General features: G+C 76.9%; 7 protein-coding genes. 6 read left to right on the plus strand and 1 reads right to left on the minus strand.

Going from position 1 to position 14538, the window contains the following annotated elements; translation table 11 throughout:
* From ACGFIZ_RS04565 to ACGFIZ_RS04590, 6 genes are all read left to right on the plus strand, one after another.
* Complete coding sequence (locus tag ACGFIZ_RS04565) at nucleotides 1-4842, plus strand: hypothetical protein (RefSeq protein ID WP_393415780.1); 4842 nt, start codon at nucleotides 1-3, stop codon at nucleotides 4840-4842.
* The gene (locus ACGFIZ_RS04570) at nucleotides 4842-9359 is read left to right on the plus strand and encodes a hypothetical protein (protein ID WP_393415782.1); all 4518 of its coding nucleotides are present in this window, start codon (nucleotides 4842-4844) and stop codon (nucleotides 9357-9359) included. Before ACGFIZ_RS04565 ends, ACGFIZ_RS04570 begins: the two co-directional genes overlap by 1 nt.
* Complete coding sequence (locus tag ACGFIZ_RS04575) at nucleotides 9356-11194, plus strand: hypothetical protein (RefSeq protein ID WP_393415784.1); 1839 nt, start codon at nucleotides 9356-9358, stop codon at nucleotides 11192-11194. The genes ACGFIZ_RS04570 and ACGFIZ_RS04575 overlap by 4 nt, the downstream gene beginning before the upstream one ends.
* Nucleotides 11195-11238: 44 nt before the next feature.
* Complete coding sequence (locus ACGFIZ_RS04580; RefSeq protein ID WP_393415786.1) at nucleotides 11239-13056, plus strand: hypothetical protein; 1818 nt, start codon at nucleotides 11239-11241, stop codon at nucleotides 13054-13056.
* 213 nt (nucleotides 13057-13269) lie between these two features.
* Nucleotides 13270-13608, plus strand: a complete 339-nt coding sequence (gene tnpA, locus ACGFIZ_RS04585) for an IS200/IS605 family transposase (protein WP_393415787.1) — start codon at nucleotides 13270-13272, stop codon at nucleotides 13606-13608.
* A 215-nt stretch (nucleotides 13609-13823) separates the two neighbouring features.
* Nucleotides 13824-14117: a hypothetical protein gene (locus ACGFIZ_RS04590; RefSeq protein WP_393415789.1), complete on the plus strand. Its 294-nt coding sequence runs from the start codon at nucleotides 13824-13826 to the stop codon at nucleotides 14115-14117.
* On the opposite strand, the gene ACGFIZ_RS04595 is transcribed toward ACGFIZ_RS04590, so the two are convergent.
* The gene (locus ACGFIZ_RS04595; RefSeq protein ID WP_393415791.1) at nucleotides 14083-14493 is read right to left on the minus strand and encodes a VOC family protein; all 411 of its coding nucleotides are present in this window, start codon (nucleotides 14491-14493) and stop codon (nucleotides 14083-14085) included. The genes ACGFIZ_RS04590 and ACGFIZ_RS04595 overlap by 35 nt on opposite strands.
* Nucleotides 14494-14538 lie beyond the last annotated feature (45 nt).

The raw sequence follows: 14538 nt of genomic DNA on the forward strand, positions 1-14538 counted from the left end.
ATGGGTGGCCTGCGTTTCCTGCCCTGGGTGCGCGACGGCGTCGCCCGGGTCGTCTCCCACACCGACACCCTGACGGGTGCCCTGCCCCGCGCCCGGGCGGAGGTGACCCTCACCGTCGCCGCGCTGGGCACCGACACCGCGAGCGACAAGACCACCGAGATCGCCGGCACCACCACCGCGCTGCTGCACGGCCCCGGCGACGTGGTCGGCCTCGACCCGCAGGAGATCATCCGCAGTTTCCCGGCCCCCGGCGCGGAGAACGTCGAGGTGTCCCTGCTGGCCGCCGTGGAGTTCGACAGCCCGGAGCTGCCATGGCTGTACACGCCGGCCCGGCCGGACGCCCGCGGAGCGCTGCGCCCGTGGCTGGTCCTCGTCGTGGTGCCGGCCGGCGAGGGCGGGGCGGAGCTGCGCACCGAGCCGGGCCAGGCGCTGGCCCGGCTCGCCACCACCGTCCGGCAACTGCCGGCGCTGGCCGACTCGTGGGCCTGGGCGCACGCCCAGGTGCTGGTCACCGGCGACGAGGACGTCGCCACGGTGATCGCCGACGCCCCGGACCGTACCCTGTCGCGGCTGCTGTGCCCGCGCCGGCTCGCCGCCGGCACCGACTACCTCGCCGCCGTGGTGCCCGCCTTCGCCGCCGGGGTCCGCGCCGGGCTCGGCCAGCCGGTCGACGACACCGGGCCGCTCGCCCCCGCCTGGGGCCCCGACTCGGCGCACCCCGGCCCGGACGACGCGGTCCTGCTACCCGTCTACCACCACTGGACGTTCCGCACCGGCCCGGACGGCGACTTCGAGTCCCTGGCCCGCCGGCTGCGCCCCCGGGTCCTGCCCGCCGACGTCGGCCGGCAACCGGTCGACATCGCCGCGCCCGGCGGCGGGCTGCCGACCGGCGCCGACGAGGGGGTGGAGGGGCGGTCCGTCCTCGGCTTCGAGGGGGCGCTGGCCGCCCCCGGCATGACCCCGACCGTGTGGGCCGACGACGTCCGCGCGGCCTGGGCGGGCGCCCTCACCGACCTGCTGCGCCACGCCCAGGACCGGCTGACCCCGCCGCTGTACGGCGACATCCACACCCAGCAGGGGCAGCTGCCCGCCGGCGGCGCCGAGCCGCGCTGGCTGGCCGGGCTCAACCTCGACCCCCGCTACCGGGCCGCCGCCGCGCTCGGCACCCAGGTGGTGCAGCGCCACCAGGAGGACCTGGCCGCCGCGGCCTGGGAGCGGGCCGCCGCGCTGCGCGAGACCAACGAGCAGCTGCGCCGCGGCCAGGCCGCCCGGGACACGGCCACCGCCCTGTTCGCCCGCCGGGTCGACCCGGACACCCCGGGCACCGCGGTCACCGACGACCAGCTCGTCGCCATGACCCAGCCGGTGCACGACCTGGTGGACACGTCCGGACCGGCCGCCGCCCGCGCGTCCGGGCCCGCCGCCGCCCGCGCGGTCGACGACGAGCCGCTGGACCGTCGGCTGGACGCCAACCCGGGCGCCCGGGCCGCCACCAGCGCGCCGGTACGCCGGCTGCTGCGCCCCCGCGGGCCCCTCGCCCGACGCGTCGACCCCACCGCCGGTCCGGCGGCGCTGGCCCGGCTCGCCGACGGCACCAGCCCGGTGCCCGCCGCGCGGGTGCCCGCCGGCGGCACGGTCCTCGACACCCTGGTCACCGACGGCCGCGGCCTCGGCTCGCTCACCCGGGCCGTGATCGAGCAGGCCGCCCGGAACCCGTGGTGGCACACCAGCGGCACAGCGGCGACGAAGGCGGCGGTACGGGCCCTGGCGTCCGACGACCCGGTCACCTACGTCACCACCAACGCCGGCGACCTGCTCGGCAACGACCGGTTCTTCCTCGGCACCGCGGACGGGCGGCTGTTCGAGCGGCGCCGCGTCGCCCCGGACCAGTGGGAGTGGCGGGACCACGGCACCCCGCCGGGCGCCGCCGTCGCCACCTCCGGCGCCGCCGTCCCGCCCGACCGGGTGTACGTGCGCACCCGCGACAGCCGGCTGTTCGAGCGGCGCTGGGACGGCGACCGGTGGGTGTGGACCGACTGCGGCGCCCCGCCGCTCGGCGTGCGCAGCCGGCCGGTCGGCGGCGGCGACCAGGTCTACCTGCTCGGCGGAGACGGCAACCTGTACCGCTACACCCCCGCCACGAGGGCGTGGACGTCACTGGGCGCGCCCGCGCTGCGCTCCGGCGAACGACTGTGGGGCTCGCCCCGCCCGTCCATGGTCGGCGTGCTGGTCGCCACCACCCAGCAGCGACTGTTCGGCCACAACGGCGGCTGGCGGCAGGTCGGCAGCGACGCCATGCCGCCGGTCTGGGGCTCCCCGGCCAGCCAGCACACCTACCCCGGCGAGAACCGGACCGGCTACTCGTACGTCACGCCCGACGGGCGACTGGTCTCGCAGTACGCGGACGGGTCGATCCTGCCGCACGACGCCGCCCCCGACGGGCGGCGCGTGGTGTCGCTGGCGCAGCAGGCCGCGCCGCTGGGCAACGACGAGGAGCTGGCCATCATCACCCTCGGCGCGCCGGCCGCCAACCCGGCGGACCTGCGGCTGATGCGGCGCTTCCGCTACTACCACGACCTGCACGAGCGGTGGTACTGGGGCTGGGACTACGTCACCACCACCGTGCCCGCCGGCGGCCTGGGCCGGCACCGCCCCGGCCCGTTCGTCGGCGACTCCCGCACCGGCGAGCTGTACGCGGTCACCGCCGACGGCCGGCTCACCTCGTTCCGCTGGGGTTACGCGCCGGCCGCCTGGATCGACCACGGGCTGCCCGCCGACCCGCGCGGCGCCGGCCCCGACGAGGCGCCCGCCCCGGCGCACCTGCGGTTCGCCCCCCGGGTGGGGCTGCTCTCGTCGCTGCTGTTCACCCACACCGTCGCGCAGGGCGCCGGCAGCCGGCCGCGGGTGCAGGTCGGGCACAACCTCGGCGACGACGGGACGGTGCAGGAGCGCACCCTGACCCCGGCCGTGGACGGCCCGGCGATCCCGGTCGCGGCCCGCGCCACCGCCACCACCATCGGCGCCGTCCAGCCCGCCGGCCCGCCCTGCCTGGTGACCGCCGCCCTGCTGCCGGGCACCGCCGCCGGCACCTGCCGGATCGCCTACTGGATCGGCCGGGACGCCGACGCCGGCGGCGCGGCCACCGGCGGCTGGTCCGGCCCGTACGACCTGCCCGACCCGGTCAGCGGCGACGCGGCGGGACTCGACGTCACCCTCGCCGACCTGGACGACGACGGGCGGCCGGAGCTGGTCGTCGCGTACGGGGTGAGCCGGCCCGGCGGCGCCGACAACCGGGTGTACTACCGCGTCGGGTGGGGCCTGGACGACTCCGGCGCGGTGACCCGCGGCTGGAGCGACTCCCAACCCACCCCGCAGCAGCTCGGCACCATCACCTCCGTCGGCGTCGAGGTGGTGGACATGACCGGCGACCAGGTCCCCGACCTCCTCGTCTTCGCGGCCGGCACGGTCGGCGCCACGCCGGTCGCCCGCTACCTCACCGGACGCGGCCTCAACCGCCGGGGCCGGATCGTCAACGGCTGGACCGCCCCGCAGCCGGTGCCCGACGAGGCGGCCGTCGCCGGCGCGGCCGGGGCGGGGGTGGCCGTGGCGGACGTGACCGGCACCCGGCGGCCCGACCTGGTCGTCGCGTGGCGCACCGGCGCCACCGTCACCTGCCGCACCGCCTTCGACCTCGACCCGGCGGGCGTACCGGTCAGCTGGAGCGCCCCGACGACCGTGACCGGCGCGGCCGACGCCGGCGCCGCCCGCGGCTGCACCGTGGCGATCGCCGACCTGCGCGCCGACCTCGTCGCCGACCGGGCCCGGATGGGCGACGACTTCATGACCGCCGCCGCCAACCACCAGGACCGGCTCGCCCCGGCGCAGTCGCTGGCCCGCGACCACCGCCCCGCGTCCGTCGACCTCGCCGCCGCCGCGGCGGCCGTCCGCGAGACCGTCCGCCCGGAGACCGCGGTGGCCGGGGAGGTACTGGCCGGCCTCGCCCTCGGCGACGGCGACCTCGTCGACGCCCTGCCCGACAGCGGCGACCCGCTGCGGCGGCTGCTCGCCGGGGTCACCTTCAACATCCCCGCCTACGAGCTGCTGCGCGGCCTGTCGCAGGAGCACGTCGTGCCCAACCTGCCCGCCGTGGCGCCGGAGACCATGACGGCGCTGGCCGCCAACCCCCGGTTCATCGAGGCGTTCCTCGTCGGGCTCAACCACGAGATGAGCCGGGAGATGCTGTGGCGGGAGTTCCCCGCCGACCCGCGGCAGACCTGGTTCCGGCAGTTCTGGGACGTCCGCGGCGCCGTCTCGGCCGGCGCCCCGCTGACCGACATCCCGCCGCTGACCGACACCGCCTGGCGCAACGGGGCGCTGGGCAGCCACCTCACGGCCGTCGGCGCCCCCGGCGAACAGTCGCTGGTGCTGGTCGTCCGCGGCGAACTGCTGCGCCGCTACCCGTCCACCATCGTCACCATGCGGGCCGCCACCTGGACCGGGCCCGAGCAGCGCGTCCCGACCGGGCCGGACATCCTGCCCATCTTCACCGCGCGGCTCTCTCCCGACCTGCTGCTGTTCGGCTTCCCGTACACCGCCGCGACCGCCTGCGGCGCCACCCGGCAGAGCGCCGGCTCCGCCGGCTACTTCTTCCTGCTGCGCGAGCAGCCGGCCGCGCCCCGCTTCGGCGTCGACCTCACCGGCGACCCGCTGCCGCCGGACGCGGTCGCCTTCGCCGCGCGGCCGGACGGCAACGCCGCCGACACCGCGCTGGCCGTGCTGCAACGCCCCGTCCTGCTCGCCCGCCACGCCAGCGACCTGCTACCCGAGCCGGAGAACCCCTGATGACCACCTCGTCGTACGCCGTGAACCGGCCGCCGCTGGCCAGCGCGCTGACGCAGACCCCGTGGACCCTCTCCCCGCAGGCCCCGGCGGTGATGCTGCCGGTGCGCCTGGAGACCCGGTTCGACGGCGCCACCCTGAAGATCCGCGTCTACCCCGACCAGATCCACATCGACGACCACGAGCCGGGGCTCATGGCCGAGGAGGCCGCCGCGGGCCGCGCGTACTGGGGCGAGGGCCGGGTGGGCGGCGTCACCGGCACGCCCGACGAGGCCGCCTGGGCCGACCTGGTCCGCCGCTACGGCGCGACCCGGGCCGGGTGGATCGCCCGGGTGATGGAACCGACCGGCGGGAACTTCCCCGACCCGCTGCCCCGCCCCGGCCCCTGGTGCGAGCCGGCCCGGGCCCGGCTGCTGCCCACCCGCTGGTACGCCGTGGGCCGCACGGTCGGCGGGCGGCTGTTCACCGGCACCTCCGGCCCGGTGACCCCCGACCTTCCGGTCGGGCCCAGCCCGGTGCCGCCGGAGGGCACCGGCACCCTCGCGCAGGTGCCGGCCGAGGCGCCGCCCGTGGACGCCGGAATGCGCTGGACGGTCGACTTCGCCGCCGCCCTCGACGCCGGCATGGCGCTGACCGCCACCGTCCCCACCGACGGCGCGGGACGGCCGGAGACGGTGGAACGGCTGCTGGTGTTCGGCCTGGACAGCGCGAGCACACCCGCCGAGGCGTCCCGCGCGCTGGGCCGGCTGTTCGAGGCGCACGCCGCGACCGACGGGCTGGCGTTCCTCGCCCCCGACAGCCCCACCAACAACACCGTCACCGCCACCCCGGCGGCGGCGCCGACCACCGCCGCGCCGAGCACCGGCGACAGCGCCGTCGACGCCCAGGCGCCCGAGGCCGCCGCCGCGCTCGTCGCCGCCGCCCTCGGCGTGCCGCTGACGGCCGCGCCGGACGACGCGCTCAGCACCGCCCGCCAGCAGCCGGCCCGCCCGGACGCCCCCGCCGCGCTCGCCCGCGGCACCGGCGCCACCGTCACCGACCGGCCCACCGGCCGGCTGGTCCGCCGGGCGCTCTGGCCGGCCAGCTTCGGCAGCCTGCTGCGGCACCTGCTGCCGGTGGCCACGCCGGCGGAGGCGGCCGTGGTGCGCGACCACTTCGTCGCGCACGTGCACGCCGAGGGGCCGCTGCCGACGCTGCGCGTCGGCCGCCAGCCGTACGGGCTGCTGCCCGTGGCGAGCCTGCGGGACTGGCGCCCGGCCGGCGGCGGCGAGGCCCGGGCGGTGACGCTGCTGACCCGGCTGTGGCAGCAGGTGTGGCTCCCCTCGCGGATTCCCCGGATCGTCCCCGGGCTGGCCGACCCGGAGCGGGCCCTGCTGGACGTGCTGGCCACCGACGCCCGGGTGCTGGAGGTGCGGGCCCGCAGCATGCTCGGCAACGAGTACGTCAGCTGGCTGTGGCGCTTCGCCCGGCTCGGGCTCGGCCCGGACTGGCGCGAGCAGGTCGTCGAGCCGGCCCGGGACCTGCTGGCCGCCCTGGGCCTGGGCGGCGCCACCGACCCCCGGCTGTCCCTGGCCGTCTTCGCCAAGGAGGCGTACGCCCTCGGCACGCCCCTGCTGGACGGCCCCGGAACGCCACGGGCCGACCGGATCGGCGCGTACCTGCGCGCGCTCGCCGCCGTCGGGCTGCACGGCGACGCGGTGCCCGCGCGCCCCGGCGAGGGGCCGGTGCCGCTGTTCCACCGGCTGTTGCGCGCCGCCCTGATCGCCGAGCACTCCGCCGCCGCGGACGCGTTCGCCGCCGAGGCGGCCCTGCCCGCCGCCGCGGAGATCCCGGAGCCGGAGCTGGTCGACATCCGCCCGCACGACCGCACGCCGGTGCTGCGTCGCCGCCTCGGCGTCGACGTCCCCGGGACCGACGGCGCCACCGTCGGCGGCTATCTCGCCGACGTCCACGACGACCCCCGGCAGGTGCGGGCCACCACCGAGCTGCGGGCCTTCCGCGCCGGGCTGACCGGCCTGGCCGACCTGCTCGACAGCGGACTGTCCCCGGCCGACCTGCACCGGCACGTCGCCGGCACGCTGGGGCTGGCCGCGCACCGGCTGGACGCCTGGATCACCTCGCTGGCCACCCGCCGGCTCGCCCAGCTCACGGCCGGGCCACACCCCGGCGTGCACGTCGGCGGGTACGGCTGGCTGGTCGACCTGCGGCCGGCGCAGCCCCCGCGGATGGTGCCCCGCCCCGACGACGTGCCCCCCGAGGTGGCCCCGCCGACGCTGCCGGCCGCCCCCGAGGGGGCCGGGCACGTCCACGCCCCGTCGCCGGCGCAGGCCGTCACCTCGGCGGTGCTGCGCAGTGCCTGGCGCTCGCACCAGGGCGGCGACCACCCGCTGGCCGTCGAACTGTCCTCCCGCCGGGTCCGCCTCGCCGAGCAGCTCCTCGACGGCGTACGCGCCGGGCAGAGCCTCGGCGCGCTGCTCGGCTACCGTTTCGAGCGCGGCCTGCACGACCACCCGGACGGCCCGCTGGACGCGCATCTGCCGCTGTTCCGCCGGCTCGCGCCGGTCCGCGCCCACCGGGTCGACCCGGCCCCGGGCGGCGCGACGGTCACCGCGACGGTGGAGTCGGCGCAGACGGTCGACGGGCTGGAGCTGCACCGGCTGCACCAGGCCGGCGCCATCGGCGCCCAGCTCGACGCGCTGCCGGCCGGCGCCCGCGCCGCCGTCCGTGACGTCCTCGCCGACCTCGCCGACGCCACGGACGCGGTGGCCGACACGCTGCTCGCCGAGAGCGTCCACCAGTTGGCCCTCGGCGACATGAACCGCGCCGCGGCGGCCGTCGACGCCGCCTCCGGTGCCGCGACCAACCCGCCGCAGCTGCACGTCACCCGCACCCCGGCGACCGGCGCGACCCTGACCCATCGGGTGCTGCTGCTGGTCAACGTCGACGAGCGGGCGGACCGGCTGCGGCAGGACTGGCCGGCCGGCCGCGCCCAGCACCCGCGCATCGTCGGCGCCGCCGCGGACGTGCTCACCTCCGTGCTGCTGCCGCCCTCGCCGCGGGTCTGGTGGCGGTACCGCTGGCAGGCGCCGGACGGGATCACCGCGACACCGTGGCAGCCGGCGAGCCTGGACCGGCTGCAGCTGCCGGCGATCGACCTGCTCGCCGTGCCGCCGCACCCCGGCCGGCCCGGCGACGCCGAGCTGGACCGGCGCATCGCGCTGGACGCGTGGGGACCGCTGCTGCCCGCCGGGGTGAAGCCCGACTGGACGCTGGAGCTGGACTACGACCGCGACCCCGCCTGGCCGGGCGACCGGGTGAGCCTGGCCGAGTTCCTGCACGCCGTGAACGTGCTGCGGGACCTGGTCGGCCGGTCCCGGCCGGTGGTCGCCGCCGACCTCGGCCTCGACGCCGACGCGCCGCCGCAGGTCGACGAGGTCGCCAAGGCGCAGGCCGACGAGCTGTGGCAGGCGGCCCGGGACGCCGCTTCGGCGCTGGCCGACGTGCCCGCGGTGGACGCGGCCGGCTGGGACGAGGCGGACGTCCGGCTCCTGCTGGACACCGCCGCCGGCTTCGGCGTGGTCGGGGCCGTGCCGCCCCCGCCGGCCGTGGGCGCCGCCGGCGCGGTCGCCGACGCGGCGGTGGTGGCCGCCGCCGAGCTGGCCCGCCGGCTGGCCGCGCACTGCCGGGTCGTCGCGGAGCTGCACGACCGGGCGCCGTGCCCGCCGGCGGCCTGCGCGTGCGTCCCGGCGACGGACTTCGACCGGCCGAGCGCGCCGCCCGCGCGCCGCCGCGAGGCCCAGATCGCCCGGGTGCGGGCCCTGCTCGGCCCCGACATGCCGGTCCTGACCCGCGCCACGGCGCCGCAGCCGGCCGACCTGGCCACCGCCCTGGCCGCCAGCGACGCCCTGCAGGGCGGCTCACCCCACCCGGTACGCCGGTGGCTGTCGCGCTACGGCCGGGTCCGCCCCGCCGTGGGCCGCTTGCAGGAGGTGCTCACCGCCGCGGAGGCGCTCGACGCCGGCGGCGTGGTGAAGCTGCCGGCCACGGTCCAGGTCGCGCAACTGCCGTACGCCGAGGGCGACCGCTGGGTCGGCGAGGCCGCGCCGCGGGCGGGCACCGAGCCCGTGTCGCTGGTGGTGGTCGCCCCCGGCGGCCTCGACCCGGCCCGGCCGGTGCACGGCCTGCTGGTCGACGAGTGGACCGAGGTCGTCCCCGCCGGCCGGGTGCAGACCGGCCTCACCTTCGAGTACGACGTTCCGGGCGCCGCCGCGCCGCAGGCGGTCCTGCTGGGGCTGGCACCGGAGGGCGTCGCCAGCTGGCAGCCGGCCACCCTCGCCCAGGTCCTGGAGGAGGCGCTGGACCTGGCCGTGGCCCGGGCCGTCGACGTCGACTCCCTCGGCGCGGCCGGGCAGTTCCTGCCCGCGCTCTACTTCCCGACGAACGTCGCCGAGGCCGCGACGACCACCGATTTCGTCCCGGACGCGACGCTGACGCCGCAGGGCGGACAGGAGGGGCTGTGACCACCGTCGAGCAGCCGGCGACCCCGTCGGTCACCACCTGGACGCGGCTGGAGCCGCGTACCCGGCGGGCTGACCTGGCGCCCGCCGTGGAGGCCCGCATCGCCGACCCGCTGTGGCTGCTCGCCCGGCAGTGGCAGCTCGGCGAGTTCACCGGCGAGGACGCCGGCTCGCCGGTCGGCGCCCGGGTGCACGCCGAGTCCGCCCGCTTCACCCGCTACCGGCCCGGCACCGGCTCCGGCAGCACGGTGGGGCTGCCGGAGGCCGCCCCGCTGGAGGCGGTGGTGGAGCGGGAGGCGGCCGCCACGGCCGGGGACCTGCGGTTCGCCGTGGAGAGCGGCCAGCAGCTGCTGCGGCTGCTCGCCGATGCCGGCGCCGGCTCGCTGGCGGCGCGGCTGTGCGCCACATACCCCGTGCCGGCCACCCCGCCCGACGCCGCGTCCGCCGCGGACGCCGGAACCGTCGGCTACCTGCGGATCGCCGCGGGCCGGGTCCCGCACGGGGACCTGGCGCTGCGGGCCTGGGCCGAGGGCCGGTTCCTCGGCGAGAACCAGGTGCCGGCGGCCCTGACGGCGGCGGTCACCGCCGCGGTCGACGACTGGCTGGCGTGGCTGGGCGTGCCGGAGCGGCCCGCCGGTCCGCCCCAGGGCTACCTGCTGCAACTGCCCGCCGTGCTGGCCCCCGGAGCGTCCCGGCCGGCCGCGCCGCCGTGGCCGCCCGCCGACTTCACGCCGCTGTTCAGCGCGCCCGGGCAGGAGGGCCCGGCGTGGCGGCGCGAGCGGATGGAGTACGACTTCGCCGTCGGCGCGCACGGCTCCGGCGGCGAGCTGGTGCTCACCGCCCACGAGTACGACGGCGACCGGCTGGACTGGTACCACTTCGACCACGAGCCGGGAGCGACCCTGGAGGCCCGTCCGGCGGTCGAGGACGTCGTGAAGGTGCTGCTGCCCACGCCCGTCGCGTACGCCGGCATGCCGTCGACCCGCTTCTGGGAGCTGGAGGACGCCCGGGTCAACCTGGCCGGCATCGGCGCCGGCGCCGGGGACCTGGCCCGGATGTTCCTGGTCGAGTACGGCCTCGTCTACGGCAACGACCACTTCCTGGTCCCGCTGGAGTTGCCGGTCGGGTCCGCCACCCGGATCCGCTCGCTGATCGTCACCGACACGTTCGGCGTCCAGACGCTGGTGCCCGCCGCGCCCGACGGCACGGCGCTGTTCCGGCCGTCCGGCGCGACCCCCGGCGGGTCGGCCGACGTCCTGGTGCTGCCGGCGACCGCCGCCCAGACGTTGGACTCGGAGCCGGTGGAGGAGGTCCGCCTGGGACGCGACGAGATGGCGAACCTGGCCTGGGCGGTCGAGCGGACGGTCACCGGCGCCACCGGCCGGCCGATCGACCGGACCGCCCAGGTCGGCCGCGCGGCGGTGCCGCCGCGGCCGCCCGTCGCGGAGGCGAGCGGGACGGTACCGGCGCTGTCGTACTCCTTCGCCACCACCGTCCCGGAGAACTGGGTGCCACTGATCCCGGGGCCGACCCAGGACCGGCCGGACGTGGTCCGGCTGCGCCGGGTCCCGCTGCAGCGGCCGTCCCGCCAGGGGCCGCCCGTCGCGGTGACCGGCTTCAGCCGCCTGCTCGACTGGCGGCGGCGCGCCGACGGCGAGCTGGTCGAGCTCGCCGTCCCCGAGGAAGAGGTGCCCCGCGCCGGCGCCCGGGTGCTGCGCCAGTGGCAGCTCGCCCGGTGGAGCGACGGCTCGGTGCACCTGTGGTTGGGCCGTGCCCGGCGCGCCGGCACGGGCGAGCTGTCCAGCGGCCTGCGCTACGACACCGTCGAACCGCGCTGAACGACCCCTCACCCGCCGTAGACCAAGGATCAGCGGAGAAAACGATGACGATCACCTGGAAGAACGAGCTGCCGCTGCCGATGGCCCGGCCCCGGTACTACGACTACCAGTACCTGCGCGCCGGCGACCTCAGCCAGGCGCTGGACTACCTGCTGGCCCGGCAGAACCTGGCCGCCCGGCTGCTGCTGCCGCGCGGCGTGGTCACCGGCCTGGGCCTGACGCCGACCGGCAGCGACGTGACGGTCGGCCAGGGCGTGGCGATCGACGGCGACGGCCTGGTGATCGTGCTGCCGGACAACACCCGCAAGACGCTGCCCGGCGACGGGTCCTGGTACGTGGTGATCCGGTACCACGAGTATCTCAGCGACCCGCGCGACGAGGGCGGCGTCGCCGCCGACACCCGGTGGACGGAGGAGGGCCGCATCGAGCTCAGCGCCGGCCTGCCCACCGACCCGGCCCACGCCATCGTGCTCGGCAGGGTCACCCGCGCCGGCGGCACGGTCACCGTGCAGAGCACGGGCCGGGTCGTCGCCGGGCTGCGCGTCCCGGTCGGGGCGATCGTGCCCTCGGTCGGGTCGGGCGCCCAGTCCGGCATCACCTTCCCCCCCGACCCCGGCGGCGGCAGCGGCGACGAGGCGTACATCCGGTACTGGGCGCAGAGCGGCGAGAGCACCGTCCTGCGCATCGCCAACAACAACGACGCCGACGACATCATCGCCTTCACCCAGGGCGGCGCGGACCGGCTGCGCATCGGCGGCTCGATGCTGCACCTGGGCAGCCTGGAAGGCGCCGTCGTCGGCAGCGGGCAGGTGGTCAGCGCGCTCGGGTTCTGGGGGCCGGGCATCCAGCACGCGCAGCTGTCCTTCCGCGCCGGCCGGGGCTTCGAGCTGGTGGACCGCAGTGCCGACGGTCCGGCGTTGGGCTACACGGAGGGCAGCAAGCCGTACGCCGACCTGGCGGTGCGGGAGCTGCGGGCGGCGACCCTGCGCGGGCGCGGCGGACTGTCGCTGACCGCCGAGGGCAACTTCGCGCTGCGCGCGACGGGTGGGGTCACCGTGGTCCGGGACGCCAACGGCAACGGCGACCTCGCCGTGCAGGGCGGACTGTCGGCGCAGGGCCTGTCGGTGGCGGGCGACCTGTACATGCCCAACTGGAGCTCGATCAACGGCGGCACGCGGCTGCACATCAACGGCCCGGAGCGGCTGCACCTGCTCAACACCGCCGGGGTGTGGGTCGGCTACGGGGGCGGCACCGGGGCGGACACCGGCTGCCTGTGGGTGGAGAAGCGGGGCCACTTCGGCGGCGACGTGCGGATGAACGGCTCGGTCATCGTGGGCCCCTCGACGCCGCCGATCGCCTCCTGGAGCGGCGGCGGCCTCAGCACGTTCGACCTGTTCGCCTCCGCCGCCATCTACGTCGGCGCCAACGAGTCGAGCGGCTATCCGGTCACCCTGTACGCGAACGGCACCATCAGGGGCAAGTCGAAGCAGTTCGCCATCGACCACCCGCTGGACGCGCCGGACGCCACCGAGCGCCGCCAGCTGATCCACGCGGCGCTGGAGGGGCCGGAGAACGGCGTCTACTACCGGGGCGAGGGCCGGCTGCGCGGCGGGACCGCCGAGGTGCGCCTGCCCGACTACTTCGAGGCGTTGACGCGGGCGGAGGGCCGGACGGTCACGCTGACGCCAGTCTTCGAGGACGACGAGCCGGTCTCGCCGCTGGCCGCGAGCCGGGTCCGGGACGGTGGCTTCCGCGTCCGCACCGTCGACGGCGCACCGGCGGAGCACTCCTTCTACTGGCAGGTCTACGCCGTCCGCGCCGACCTGGAGCCGCTTGCCGTGGAGGTGCCCGTGCCGCGCTGAGGCGGCGTGCCGGGCCGCCCGGCCGGCGTCGGGCAGCCCGGAACCGCCTGGTGCGTCCACCCAGTACGTGAACTACAACCGGGTGATCTGGAGCCGTACCCGGGATTCGCCGCGGCCCGCTACGCGGGCTCCAACCCGCACACCAAGCACCTGCGGGCATCCGGGTCACCTACCGATTTGAGGCGAGAGGGCTGCCGTCTTCAGGCGGCACCCGTGCTCGTCGGCCCGGTCGCCGAACGTCTGCGGGACCTGATCGGGCAGAAGTGTGACGAGCATGGCTGGTCGATCGTGGCGCTGGAAGTCATGCCCGACCATGTGCACTTGTTCGTCCGGGCCGACCCGAACGCTTCGCCGTCGTACATCGCGAACCAGTTCAAGGGCTTCACCTCGCGGGTGCTTCGCGACGAGTTCCCTCACCTGCGCAGCCGGCTGCCAACCCTGTGGTCCCGGTCGTACTTTGTGTCGTCGGTCGGCAAGGTGTCCGCCGTGACCATTGAGAAGTACATCGAAACCCAGTGGGAGCGGCCGTGGAGGAAGACAGGCGCGTCGTGAAGGTCAACCACGGATACGTACGTCGTCTCGCCCCCACTGCGCAGCAGGCCGCCGCACTCGACATTCAGGGCCACGCGGCCCTGCAATGTGGAACCTGCTGCACGAGTGGTGGACGTGGGGCGGCGGACGCGACCGGCGCCCCACACTGAAGCAGGCCGATGAAGCGATCCGGCAGGCACGCAAGGACATCCCGTGGCTCGCGGACGGCCCCCAATGTGGCCCAGGTCAGTCTGCGCCAGCAGCTGTGCCCGCCCGAACTGCTCGGCCGGATGAACGCCACCATGCGGTTCCTGCTCGGTGGGGCGATGCCGCTGGGCGCGCTGCTGGGCACCGTGCTGGGGGCCGCCGCCGGCGCCCGGGTGGCCCTGTGGGTGGGTGCGGTCGGCCTGCTCCTCTCCTGCCTGCCGCTGCTGCGCCTGGGCGTCCCGGCGGTGGGTTACCGCTTCAATGGTCGGGCAGCCGCGGCTTCAGTCGTCAGCCCTGCCAGTTCTCCGTCCACAGACCGATGAGCGTGCCCGTCGGGTCGCGGATATCGGCGAATGCCCGCGTACCCATGACGTTGAGCGGCTCCGCCACCACCTCCGCGCCCAGCTCGGTCGCGCGCCGCAGGGCCTCGGGAAGATCGGTCACCTCGACGTAGAGCACGCTTCCCGGCGCGGTGGAGGGCTCCTGGGCGGCGACGAGGCAGCCCATCATGCGACCCTGGTTCAGGATGGCGAATGTCAGGTAGTTGATCTCGTTGAACTGCCAGCCGAAGAGCTGCTCGTAGAACCTGCGCGCAGCGGTCGTGTCCGGTGTCTTGATGTGCCAGAACACGACCATGCCCTCGTTGGCGTTCGCGGCCGGGGGTGCGGCGGCGTGGCCGCCGTGCTCGGTGGTGACCATCTGCTCTTCAGACCTCCTGCTGGGTTGTGCGGTGTGGTGCGGCCG

The sequence above is a fragment of the Micromonospora sp. NPDC048830 genome, from assembly GCF_043198215.1.
Lineage (GTDB): Bacteria > Actinomycetota > Actinomycetes > Mycobacteriales > Micromonosporaceae > Micromonospora.

Coding starts and splice junctions, on each gene's coding strand:
- ACGFIZ_RS04565 (WP_393415780.1), top strand. CDS start 1: ATGGGTGGCCTGCGTTTCCTGCCCTGGGTGCGCGACGGCGTCGCCCGG.
- ACGFIZ_RS04570 (WP_393415782.1), top strand. CDS start 4,842: ATGACCACCTCGTCGTACGCCGTGAACCGGCCGCCGCTGGCCAGCGCG.
- ACGFIZ_RS04580 (WP_393415786.1), top strand. CDS start 11,239: ATGACGATCACCTGGAAGAACGAGCTGCCGCTGCCGATGGCCCGGCCC.
- ACGFIZ_RS04595 (WP_393415791.1), bottom strand. CDS start 14,493: ATGGTCACCACCGAGCACGGCGGCCACGCCGCCGCACCCCCGGCCGCG.